Origin of the sequence: Salinibacterium sp. NG22 (assembly GCF_015864925.1) — a bacterium.
In the GTDB taxonomy this organism is placed as follows: domain Bacteria; phylum Actinomycetota; class Actinomycetes; order Actinomycetales; family Microbacteriaceae; genus Rhodoglobus.
The window spans coordinates 319,209-331,076 of the sequence record NZ_JADYWG010000002.1; the positions used below are offsets into that span (position 1 = coordinate 319,209).

The 11,868-nt window shown below is 59.9% G+C and carries 7 protein-coding genes; 2 read left to right on the forward strand and 5 right to left on the reverse strand.

Translation table 11 applies throughout. The features are described 5' to 3' along the window. Positions 1-328 precede the first annotated feature (328 nt). Positions 329-7,183 (reverse strand): PA14 domain-containing protein, encoded by a 6,855-nt coding sequence (locus tag I6E81_RS11140; RefSeq protein WP_197107636.1) that lies wholly within the window; start codon positions 7,181-7,183, stop codon positions 329-331. Between the two features lie 367 nt (positions 7,184-7,550). On the opposite strand from I6E81_RS11140, the gene I6E81_RS11145 reads away from it, so the two are divergent. Beyond that, positions 7,551-8,126, forward strand: coding sequence for a helix-turn-helix transcriptional regulator (locus I6E81_RS11145; RefSeq protein ID WP_197107638.1), 576 nt, complete (start codon positions 7,551-7,553; stop codon positions 8,124-8,126). Positions 8,127-8,128: 2 nt separating this feature from the next. After that, positions 8,129-8,269: a hypothetical protein gene (locus I6E81_RS11150; RefSeq protein ID WP_197107640.1), complete on the forward strand. Its 141-nt coding sequence runs from the start codon at positions 8,129-8,131 to the stop codon at positions 8,267-8,269. A gap of 45 nt (positions 8,270-8,314) precedes the next feature. Here the strand turns inward: I6E81_RS11150 and I6E81_RS11155 are convergent, their stop codons facing one another. The 4 genes from I6E81_RS11155 to I6E81_RS11170 form a co-directional block, all read right to left on the reverse strand. Beyond that, entirely contained in the window at positions 8,315-9,190 is an 876-nt protein-coding gene (locus I6E81_RS11155; RefSeq protein WP_197107642.1) for a hypothetical protein, read from the reverse strand. Positions 9,191-9,211: 21 nt separating this feature from the next. Further along, complete coding sequence (locus I6E81_RS11160) at positions 9,212-9,655, reverse strand: hypothetical protein (RefSeq protein ID WP_197107644.1); 444 nt, start codon at positions 9,653-9,655, stop codon at positions 9,212-9,214. Between the two features lie 164 nt (positions 9,656-9,819). Continuing rightward, positions 9,820-10,650: an aldo/keto reductase gene (locus I6E81_RS11165; protein ID WP_197107653.1), complete on the reverse strand. Its 831-nt coding sequence runs from the start codon at positions 10,648-10,650 to the stop codon at positions 9,820-9,822. Between the two features lie 72 nt (positions 10,651-10,722). Continuing rightward, a complete protein-coding gene (locus I6E81_RS11170; RefSeq protein ID WP_197107655.1) occupies positions 10,723-11,865 on the reverse strand; it encodes a bifunctional 2-methylcitrate synthase/citrate synthase in 1,143 nt (380 codons plus the stop codon). Between the last annotated feature and the right edge of the window lie 3 nt (positions 11,866-11,868).

The window sequence follows — 11,868 nt, forward strand, 5'->3', positions numbered from 1 at the left end:
GACCTGTTCGATCGTCGACCAACGGCAACTCGTATCTCAAGTGACTGATCGTGTTGTAACCCGCTTCGGCCTCCATCGCTGCCCTTCGGTCCACTCGCAGACTCCCATAGAGTGACGTCCATTTCACAACAACGACGCTTATACCGAAAAAAGGCACCGCGATATATAACAAGACAGCGTTTCCTTGAGTGCCAACAAGCCCAACGATGCCGGACACCACCATCACAAGTAGCGCCGCTCCCGCGATAGCGTTCTGCTGCCTGTGGATGCGGAGCGCTGAGGGGCCAGGCAGCAGAGAAACTCTTTCACTTGTCGACACATCTGCTCCCTAGGACCCCAGATACTGGAGGAATGTAACCGCTCCAGTTGGCACCTCAAATATACCGGTTGTAATCATGACCTCACGCGCCCCTACCCCCGCCCAACGAGCAGCAAAACCGAGCATGCCCCCCATCCCTGCGGTTAACCCGCCAGAAATACACTTTCCGGTTTCTCCGCGAACACAATCGATTACGACCGACCCTATATTTGCAACCGTAGACACTACGCCAAGCGCAGCTGCAAAAGGAAGGCCAACCCCTGTTGCCGCAAGCACGAGCGCGATCGCCCCCGTGGCGACAGCCACAACTGATAGGCCACTTCCGAAATTCGCCCAGTTCTTATCGTTTTGAGCCGCTGACACTGGAACAGGGCGGGGTGCGGCAATGAAGTGACCACAAACCGAAGATCGCGAAGTCGTACACGGAGGAAGAGGTCGATTGGCTTGGAACATTACTCGAGCTTTAGTTCCGTAACGCTCCGCCCTATCCGCCGTCATCTCGCCGCTCAGGTCAAGCTGGTTAATCGGGTCTGCCGGATAGTCATACGCATTCGTCACCCCACCCTCAACAGGATCAACCTCCAGGAACCTGCCGAGTCCCGCAACATACTGCCTGGCACCCATCTCGATCGTCGCGATCGACCCCTGATGCTCATACAACTTCCGATGCTGCCCCACAAACGCATAGTCAGCATCCCCCGGCGAGGTATCAGTGACCGCATCATCCGCAACCTCCGTGCCAATGTCGCCGGTGACCGGGTCGATGGGTTGCCCGAACGGATCAAACGCCGCCCGCGCACCGATCCGAGCACCAAGATGGTCGGTGAGGATGATCGAGTCACCGTGCAGGTTCGGATACGACCACTTCGCATCCGCACCCACCGGCAGAGACACACTCACCCCGCCCGGTAGCGACAGCGTCTCCTCAATCAACGCACCGGCACCATCTAGAACACCAAACATGCCACCGGCAGTAAACGTGTAACGGATAACCTCCGCATCCTCGCCCGGCGCTTGGGAGCTGCGCTGAACAATCCGCCCCGTCGCATCCCGTAGATATTCGATCTCGGTGCCGTCATCCAACACGGTCTTCATATGCCGATCAGCACCGTCATAGAACAGTTGCTGATCAGCCAACCTGATCGTGTTGCCATGCGCGTCATACGTCAGCGTTGCAGCGCCCAGGTTTGTTGAGAGCAGAGTGTTTGCCCCAGCCGGAGCACCCGCCACCGCCGTCGACAACAACCGATCAGAGCCGTCATAACAGTAGTCAGTGGTGATCGGGGTGCCGGCATCCTTCACATCAGAGAACGAGGTGCGGTTACCGTTACGACCCGCAAGATCACTCGCACCCGCACCACACGTGGTGTCGCCGAAACCATACGACAGCACATGCCTCGGGATGACCGCCTCAGTCAAACGACCAGCAGCATCGAACGTGTAAGTCGAGGTTTCCGTGCGCGGATCAGCCACCCACGAATCCGACAGAGTGTTCTGAATGATCCGGCCCGACTGCGACCGCACCACCGAATCCGACACCACCGTGGAATCCGGAAAACTCCAACTGATACCAGTACTCGCACCAGCCTCATTACGAGTGATGCTGCCCAGGCTGCTGCCATTGGCATACGCCACCGACTCCAGAAGCTGCGTTGCTGTTACGTACGATGGCGTCGCAATGACAACGCCGTTGTGTTTGACCACAGTCACCTTGCCATCTGCGTCGTATGTGAAGGACTGCTCGCCCGTCCCACCACCACCGGTCGTCGTGACCGACTTGACGCGACCCGTCTTGACCTCATATTCAGGCGTCGTCACCGTGCCCCACACATCCGTGTAGGTCACCGTGCGGCCAAGAAGGTCACTAGTCGAGATTATGTCGCCAGCCGAATCTGCTGTCGTCACAACCATTTCATCTCCGACGAACCCGTAGGTTGTCGTGGCCGTGCGGGCAGGAGACGAGCCGAATGCGGACAGCACACTCGAGGTTGCCCTGCCGCGATCATCGAAGTAGTTGCAGCTCCAACTCGTGTCGCCGGAACGCTTGGTTCCAACCGTGCGACCCCACAGGTCATAAACGAATTCCGACACTACGGCACTGCCCACTGCGGGCGTTGCACCGGTCGACGTCTTCATGAAGCCGTGCTGCGGTGTGCTCAACGGAACTCCACAGACATCCGCAGTGAAACCGGCCTCAGCCAGTGTCTCAGTGTCGCCGTAGTAAACCGAGGAGTTGCCCGCAGACGCAGCCGGATCGGAAGCGCCTGCCGCCTCAACAGCACCCGGAAGGTGACGGGTCAGACGACGTAGATATCCGCTGCCGCCCGGAGCTTCGTAACTTTCCGCCGTCGTCAGCGCCAACCCGTCGGGGTCAATCGTTGTGCTCGTCGCCGCACCCAACCACGGGTGCTCATACTGCAGCGACGTCACGATATCGGGCACCTGCGCATCAGACAGCCCACTCGATACCGGTGCTGAATCATGCACGGTGGTGCGGTTCGCCAGCCCATAATCGGGTGAGAACGCAGAGCCAGGAACCGTTGCCCAGGTCGCCGACCCGGGCACCTTCCACTGCAGATCCAACTCTGCCTCGCCTGTGCGATCCGCGTAGGCCAGTCGGATGCTCGTCGTTTGACCTGCCGTTACTGCGGGAATATCGCGCTCAGCAGAGGTGTGAGCGTTCTCCCCCGCCCAATCGCCGATCACCAAAATGTCGTCGATCCACAACTGCGTCGCGTCGTCGGCGACCGTGCGGAAGTTGTAGACACCAGCATCCGGGAACGTGATCAAACCAGTCGCTCGAAGCGACCAGTTATCGGTGACCCCCAGCCCTGCCGGCGCTGCTGCGCCCCAGTCCTTGGCCAGCGCGCCACCCGTGCCCTCCAGCCCAAAGTTGAATGCCTTCGGGGAGCCCGACAAGATCGGGTTCGAGTAGAATGCGATGTGCAAGCCGTCAAGTGAGTCGTCGAACGCGGTCTCGGTATGGGCAGGCACAATCGCACAGGACGGCAAAGGCAGCCGATCCGTGCCGAAGCAGCTCGCTGGCGCTGGGCCGTAGCTGTCGGTCGCCCGGTCTTCGCCGCCGTAGATCGTAGTCGTCATCAGTCCCGTGGCATCCGTCGCCGACAGAATCATGTCGTCGTCGTTCCACACCTGTGATGCGGTGAGCCCCATCGCCGATGTTGCCGTCAGCTGTCGCCACGCCGAGTCGAACGTGACCGTCTTGGCGTGGGCGCCCGAAGGCACCGTGAGCCCGTCAACATCTACATAGGTGCTGCTTCCGTCATAGGTAAACGTCTTCTTAGGGCGATCCGCAGCCGCGGTGCCATCCGGTGCCGGCAACGTTACAGACGTCGCCTTACCTGCTGCGTCATAGGCGATCTCAACCGTCGATTCGGCTGCCGGAGCATTTGACGTCGCTGCAAGCCAATCGTTAGCCAGCGAATCGCGGATGGACGACATGCGACCCTCGGCGTCATATCCGAAGCTCGACAGCTCGTTACCGGGATCAAGAATCGCGGTCAGTTGCCCGTTGCTGTTGTAGAACAGACGGGTCGTGTCATCTGCGCCCTCGACATGCCCAGGGTAAACAATGCGGCACAGCATGTTTGCCGGTGGCTCAGCATAGCCAAGAGCCGCATCGAACGGACAGGCATTGCCTGACAGGTCGGCCGAGTCAGTCAGTCCTAGCCCGACATCGCCAACAACATCGCCAGAATAGGCGAAACGGACCTCGCGAGAGTACGTCGGTGGAGACGTCGCCGGTAGCACCTCAGAAAGCGGGTCAGAAATCCGGTCAATCTGACCAGTGCCCTCCCGGTAGTGCACAATCGGCGTCGCGGGCTTCTGTGAATCAGCAGGGCTCGTTACCGACCCCACTTTGCCTTGCGCTGTGAACGAATAGACCGTGCCGTCGTCTTCAGTGAGTGTGACGAGCCCCTTGCCATCAACCGAGAGCACACCGTATTCGCCCTTAGGAGTCGTGTAGCCGCCCGCAGACTTCTTGGCATAGATATGCACAGAACCCGAAATGTCGGTGAGAGTCACCGATGACTCGGTGACCGTCGCCGAAGCGTAGACACCAGAGTTGCCATTCACCGGCGCGGAACCGTTCCACCCGAAAGGCAGAACGGGGATCTCAGTGGTGAACCAGTCGGGTGGAACCTCCATCGCCTCTGCCGCACCGTCGAATTTCACCAGGAGCTTGACGTTCGCTGCACCTGTGGCCTGGTAGTAGTCGAACTGGAAGCGCGCAGGAACGCCCGCGGTCAACGAAATGGGGGTGGCGGGGAGATCTTTCGCGCCGGTCGTCCAGGCGCTAAGCAGTTCAGTATCCGCGACGCGCAACTTCACGCCGTCATCGCCCACGACCTCGAACACATACTCGCCAGTGCCACCCGTGGGCGGAGTGATGAAACCTGTCCATCGAACCAAGAAGTTTTCTTCTGGCACTGCCGGCGCACGTGACTCATCGGTCCACTCGAACGACACTGCTGGGTCTGTGCGCACCAGCACCGGCTGCTTGTCATCAAAATCGAAATCCGGGGTGGATGTCAGCGATGCTTTCGCGTTGTAGTAGCTACCGATAAGCCCCTTCTTGGAGGCGGGTGACCGCAGCGAGTTATAGGCGAACGACATGCCCATCGGCCCGCCGACAGTCGACACCATCGGCGAGGTGAAGCCCAAGCTCACATTTCCGTTGGCGAGGTTGACCGAGACAGGGCCAGCAGCATCGGTCGGAGCTGGACCCGCAGAACCGATGCGCTGGTCGACCTTGAATGAATTGACCCATGACGGGTCGATACTGTCGTCAACACCGTCGTTGGTTTGCACCACCCAGGTGTAGGTACCGCCGTCTTGCAGGGTTCCCGCTGGAACTTCCCACGATGGCGTCGGCAACCAACCCGAAGAAATGATGGCGCCCGTCTTGCCATCAGTGCCCGTCGCGATACGGAACTGGTACTCCACCGTCGCGCCTTCAGGATCGTTGACGGCGTCGCTGCTGAGCGTCGGCGTCAACGAAACCAACACGGCGTCATCGACCGGTGAAGCTGATGCGCGGTCAGGGGTGGGCGGCGGCGCACTAGTCGTGAACGATTGTGTCGAAGACGACCGGATGGTTGATGTACCGAGATGACCGTTGTAGCCGTCTTTGACGTAGGCCTTCCAGTAGTACTTAATTCCGCCATCCAACTGGTCCTGCGACGGCACCTGATGCTCTGCTGTTGTCGACCACGGCGACGTGTAGACAGCGCTAGCCTCAACGTTGCTCGTCGTGCCGATTTTGTATTGGTAAGCCAGGCCTTGTCCGCCCGGATCACTACCGGTGGCCTTGAGTCGAGGCATGACAGGTGCACCAACCGCCCCGTTGGCCGGTGACGGTGCAACGAATCCAGTAACGGACGGGTAGTTCTTCCATGAAATGGCGAGTGCTGTATCGAGTTGTTTGTAGGTATAGGTCGAACTCTCATCTCCCCGGATATTGAGAGATGCCTGCAGTGAATTCGCATTGACACGGTCAGAGTAGAACTGAGCCAGCGCAGTGGCGGACGTACTGGCTGAACCGGAGCTGAGCGAGAATGACCCCAGAGTCGAGCTGTAACAGCTGTAGCCCCAGCACATGTTCTGCGATACCCGTTGAGTTCTAGTTGTGGTGGTGCCGTACCCGCCATATGCGCCAGCGAATGTGGCTGCCAGAACTTGCTTGCCCGCGAGGGAGGTGTAGACGTACTTTGCTCCCGAACGCCAGATGGTGTTGCCCGCACTTCGCGAGTTGCCGACTTGAACAGCATCCGTACGGATAACCCCGTCTGACTTGTAGGCGTGAATGTACGAGTCGCCCACACTCATCGTCGGGTCGATCATCACGGGGTATTCTCGCTCAGGTGCCGTCAGCCACTGGGGATCAGCCGATAGCTGCAGTCGCCATTTATCGCCGACTTGACTCAGCTCCGTGTCGAGGTTGATCAGCGATGGCTCGCGCACCTCTTCGATACCCGAGGAGTCCCAAGCGATCGGCGCAGGAATGTGAAATTTGGTGACGCCAGCCTTGTCGAGGAATACGATCTCGCGGAACTCGTTCGTTTCCAAAGTGAGGCCGGGTGCAGACACAATCCACGCCCACGAGGAGTCTGCCTTCGACGGCACTTCGTTCAAGACGAGAGTCTCTTTGACGGACCCGGCTTCTACGTCGTACCGAAGATCCACGTCGTCGAATACTTCGTGGTATTCGATGCTGCTCGGGTCGGCCAAACGACGGTTCGCGATCGGGCGCGACATCCGACTGTCAGCGGAACCTTCGAGTGCAAAAGACACCTTGTATCCATCACGGGCAACCTCAAGCACCGCCTTGTCGTCAGCCTCGTCACCAAAAGTCGGCTTGAGCGGATGCTCGTCTGCTCCCCACCGGCCAGCTTCCCAATCGGTGATCTCGGTAGAAAGTTCTGCCCAGTTTCCATCCGGAGTGCGAACGTTCAGCGGCACGAGCGATAGCTCGGACACGTTGGTTCCGTCTTCGAGTCGATATGTCGTCTCGAACTCGGTGCGCGACACGACATCGGCATCGGCCGGATCGAACTCATCGAGGTCGACATTCGTCGAGCGGGGCGCCGACTTAGCCAGGCCCCTGCGCGTTGCTTCGTTCAAGGGTTGGCTTGACGCTTCATCAAAGCGGCCTGCCGGAAATTCCGAGGCATCAGGCACGACCGGTGGTGAGTCGATTGCCGGAAGCAGCTCAACCGATTCGGCGAGATCAACAGGAGCCGCGGCTGCGCGCTGCACCGGCTGAATCAGCGTTGCGATCAGAACCAACGATGTGGTTATGGCAACTACGAAGAACAGGGACCAACGAACAGAAAGAAGCAAAACAGCACCTTCGGATGGCGGTACCCGCGACCCTCGGGGAGGACGTGGGGGCGAATCCACGCGAATGGCTGCCAATTCAGAAGCTATCGGTTCTGAGATTTACTCCGCTGTCCACATTAATGAGGACAACCCAGCTCTTTGTGGCCCCAGTTCAGGGGTGCTCGACTGGCAATCCCCTCACTTTGGGGGCGCGCAATGCCTTGCCCGCCGAGCTCCGAGTTGGAGCTCGGCACGACCACGCAGCTCTATCGGCAACAACGTAATGACTGCGAACTGACTGCGAACTGACTGCGAACTGACTGCGAACCGACTAGGTCAGAATATGATGTGTAAGCTATATTTAGGAGCAAGAAGGGCGGTGATCACTATGGCGAATGCATCCACATTGATCCGCGCTGCCCGAAAAAGTCGACGCCTCACCCAAGATCAGCTTGCGTCCCGTTCCTCGGTCGATCAGGGCAGCGTTTCTCGCTCAGAACGAGGCCGCGATGCAAGCTTCGATACGATTGACCGCCTCTTAGCTGGGGCAGGACACCGCTTGTATTCGGCCCCCACTCGCCGGGACGACGCCGCAACCGCCGCCACCGAAATCCGTCACCAGCTCGCAGCCGGCGATAAGGACCGGGCTCTCCGAGCGCTGCTGCAGCTCAACGACAACCTTGTGGCCGAGCACGGACTGATTCGCGGAGTCCTCGGGCTTGCCGAGCCCGAGTCAACTCGAGACCCAGTGTGGGATGCCGCACTAGCAGCGCTTGTAGCGTGGCGACTCGCAGACGAGGGCATTCCTCTGCCGCAGTGGGTTGATCTCCCCAACCGGTTCCTCAGCAAACACCGAACTCTTGACGTGGATCCCGCAGACCCTGTTGCTCCCCTCGCAGAAGTCCCCACCGAGTTCGCTAAACGCGGCGTGCTTGCGTGGCGTGACACGTTCGAGAGCGTGTAGTCGTGGCAACCACTCTCGACAGGAATGACATCATCACCGGATTGCGTGAACTGATTGCGGAGCTACGCGCGGAGGGCGAAGTGGCAGGAATCCGGTTGGTTGGCGGAGCGGCTCTATCGCTCTTTACGTTCATGAATCTCTAGGTTCGTCTCCGGAGGCGCGAATCACCGCCGCCCTCACTGGCGTACTTATGCAGGCTGCTCGAAACGAGCCCACGGGCCGTCCGCGGCAACGCGTGAGGCAATGTGAGGTTGGTGGCCATCGCTTTCCCACCCCGAGGGATGCTGAATGGGTACATCAATCCTGAGCCCGTGGAACAACTCGCGGCGGGCAACATTCTGCAGGTGCGCCGGAGCCCACTCGATGTCGAAGTCGCGAACGGTTGCGACTCCGAGGCCGCCTTCCGCAAAGAATAGTTCGTCGTCGCCGCCGGGGCCGCCTCCGGCAATGACGATGTCCCACATGCGCTCAGCGACGGGAAAGAGATTAAGAAGATTCGAAAACAGGTACAGCCCCTGATACTCACCGGCACGACAGATGCCCACCGTCGGCAGCAACGGAATAGGGAAATTCGCTCGATCCTCATCGGTCACGGGAGCAAACATCGAGTGTTCATCGCTGAACGTAGCGCGCGGCGGACGCCGGGACAGCATTCTCCACGAATCACGAATTCTGAGCCCGAGAGCGAGCGGCTGGCCGAAAAGATCCACAGCGCCATCCACCACCACAATCGGAAGTCGGAAAAGCCTTGACGTACGGGTCGACCAATCGCCGGCAAGGTAAGCCAGCGCGGCCTGAAAATATTGCTCTACGTACTCCCGCAGGGTTTCGTCCGAGGCAAGATCATCCGCCTGCGCGTGATAGAAACCACCGGAGACGTCCAGCTGAAACCAGCCGCCCGTACCCACGGAAACGATCGCGTACTCATCGCGGTTCGCCAGCGAAGTGAGCTGGAGAAAAGTCTCATCGTTCGGGTGCACTCCCCCGATACCAACTTCGGCGTGCACGCCGTCAGTCGATGCCGCCAGCTCCTTGAGGAGCGCTAGTACCGCAGACCGGTCCATGCTGCCTCTTTCGGCCAAGCGCTAGGGAGTCGGGATCTCGCGAGTTTCGTGCAGCTGCACGTCGCCATTGACTGCCACGACTTCAAGCAGCACACGCCAATCCTGACCATTGCGCTCGACGATGGCGGGCCGGCCCTGGCTCATATCAATGACGTCATCATCCGTAAGGGTGACACCGTATTCTTCTGCTGCCCACTCCTGCACGGCAGTCGAGTAGTCCGCAAATGCCGCAGTGTGGCGCTCATCGAAGCTGTCTGCCGCAGCGATCAGTCCAAACGCACTCGCCGTTCCGGCGGCAATCGCCAGCACGGTGAGCCCGAAAGCACGGAGCCGAAACTTGCGGCCAGGGCCGGCAAGCCAATAGAGGACTGCGATCACAGCGATCCCGAACGTGGCAACGGCACCCAGAAACGGGATAAACGCCCAACCCTCTGTGGGGCTCTGATAGAGACCGGGGTTTGTCATGACTCTGGTCCTCGCCGCTCAATTCGTTGTGTTGCGCGCTCGCTCATAGCGCGAGCAACACTCTGTGAAGGTCAAGCGTACCAGCGCTCCCCACGACAGAGGCCGGCATCCGCTCACCGAAAGGAGTGCGGATGCCGGCCTCGATACGAAGCGCGAAGCTGTCCTTAGAAAGTAGCCTCGTCGGGGTTCGTGCCTACACGCTGGTCGCGGTCGATCGCATCAATCGATGCCATCTCGTCCGCAGAAAGTGTGAAGCCAAAGACGTCGAAGTTTTCGGCCATACGCTCACGCGAGTTCGACTTGGGGAACACGATGATGCCGCTCTGCAGGTGCCAACGGATCGCAACTTGAGCAGGTGAAACGCCATGTGCTTCGGCGGCAGTCTGCAGTGCCGTCTCGCTGAACAGGTCGTACTTGCCTTGCCCAAGCGGGCCCCACGCCTCCGTGTGGATGCCAAGCTCGGCACCATAGGCGCGGAGCTCGCGCTGAGCAAACGCGGGGTGAAGTTCGATCTGGTTCACTGCGGGCACCGTTTCGCTTCCCGCAAGAATTTTCTCGAGGTGCGGGCGGTGGAAGTTACTGACACCGATCGATCGCGTCTTGCCTTCAGCCTTGATGTCTTCCATCGTGAGCCAAGTCTCGAGGTACCGGTCGAGGTCGGGGCGAGGCCAGTGGATGAGATACAGATCCACATAGTCGAGGCCCAGCTTTTCGAGGCTGAGATCCATGGCATCGCGAGCAGAGTCGGTGCCCTGGTCGCTGTTCCACAGCTTCGTCGTGAGGAAGATTTCTTCACGCGGGATGCCCGAGGCTTTGATGGCGTTGCCGACGCCCTGCTCGTTGCCGTAAATCATGGCGGTGTCGAGGTGGCGGTAGCCAACCTCGAGCGCGTCGATGACGATGCGCTCGGTTTCTGCGGGGTCAACCTTGAAGACTCCGAACCCGAGCTGCGGGATGGAATTGCCGTCGTTGAGTTCAATCTGGGGAACAGTCATGTCCCCATCCTGCCACTCACGCCTGACGATTCCACCCTCGCAGATCACGCTCCCAGCGAACGGGCAAACCTTCTAGCTGATGTGGCGCTCGTCAACACCCGAGTACGCCGCGAGGGGGCGGATGAGGGCGTTCGAAGCAGCCTGCTCCATGATGTGAGCGGTCCAGCCGGTGATTCGCGCAGCAACGAACAGCGGCGTGAACATGTCGGTGTCGAAGCCAATGAGGTTGTACGCGGGGCCGCTCGGGTAGTCGAGGTTCGGCTTGATGTTCTTGCGGCTCGTCATGGCCGTTTCGAGTGCCTCGTAGAGTTCCATCATGTCGGGGCGGCGATACTCGGCGATCAGAGTTTCGAGCGCCGCCTTCATGGTGGGAACCCGCGAGTCACCGTTCTTGTAGACCCGGTGGCCAAAGCCCATGATCTTGCGCTTTTCGGCGAGCGCCGTCTCGAGCCACGCTTCGGCGTTCGCGGCAGTGCCGATCTCGTCGAAGACGTGCATGACAGCTTCGTTCGCTCCACCGTGCAACTGACCCTTGAGGGCGCCGATTGCGGCCGTGACGGCGCTATAGAGGTCACTGAGCGTGCTCGTGACGACCCGGGCGGTGAAGGTTGAGGCGTTGAAGGAGTGCTCGGCGTACAGAATCATCGAGACGTCGAACGCGTTCACGACAACGAGGTCAGGAACCTCGCCGAAGGTCATGTGCAAGAAGTTGGCCGAATAGCTGAGGTCATCGCGCGGCTCAACAAGTTCCTGATCGCGGCGACGGCGCTGGTCGTACGCGATGATCGCGGGCAGCTTCGCAAAGAGAGTCAGCGAGCGCTGAAAGTTGAGGTCTGCGTCGATCATGCTGGCGGGGTCGGTGAGGGTGTCATCCATCGCGCCGATCACACTGACGGCGGTGCGTACGACATCCATCGGATGCGCGCTGAGCGGCAGCTCGTCAATCACACGCTTGGTGTGAGCGTCGAGGTGACGCTGCGCCCGCTCGACGCGCTGGAACTCTTCGAGCTGCTCGCCGGTGGGCAGTTCACCGTGCCACAGCAGATAAGCCACCTCTTCAAAGGTGCACTTCTCGGCCAGTTCCTGCACGGGGTAACCGCGATAGAGAAGGGAGTTAGTCTCCGGGTTCACTTTGGAGATCGCAGTGGTGTCGGCGACGACGCCGGCCAACCCCTTGCGAATCTCGGCGGCGGGGGTACCTGTTAGGTCAGTCATGGT

Bases quoted from the DNA above. Each gene is read 5' to 3' on its own strand.
- I6E81_RS11145 (WP_197107638.1), top strand. From the start codon at position 7,551: ATGGCGAATGCATCCACATTGATCCGCGCTGCCCGAAAAAGTCGACGC.
- I6E81_RS11165 (WP_197107653.1), bottom strand. From the start codon at position 10,650: ATGACTGTTCCCCAGATTGAACTCAACGACGGCAATTCCATCCCGCAG.
- I6E81_RS11155 (WP_197107642.1), bottom strand. From the start codon at position 9,190: ATGGACCGGTCTGCGGTACTAGCGCTCCTCAAGGAGCTGGCGGCATCG.
- I6E81_RS11160 (WP_197107644.1), bottom strand. From the start codon at position 9,655: ATGACAAACCCCGGTCTCTATCAGAGCCCCACAGAGGGTTGGGCGTTT.
- I6E81_RS11170 (WP_197107655.1), bottom strand. From the start codon at position 11,865: ATGACTGACCTAACAGGTACCCCCGCCGCCGAGATTCGCAAGGGGTTG.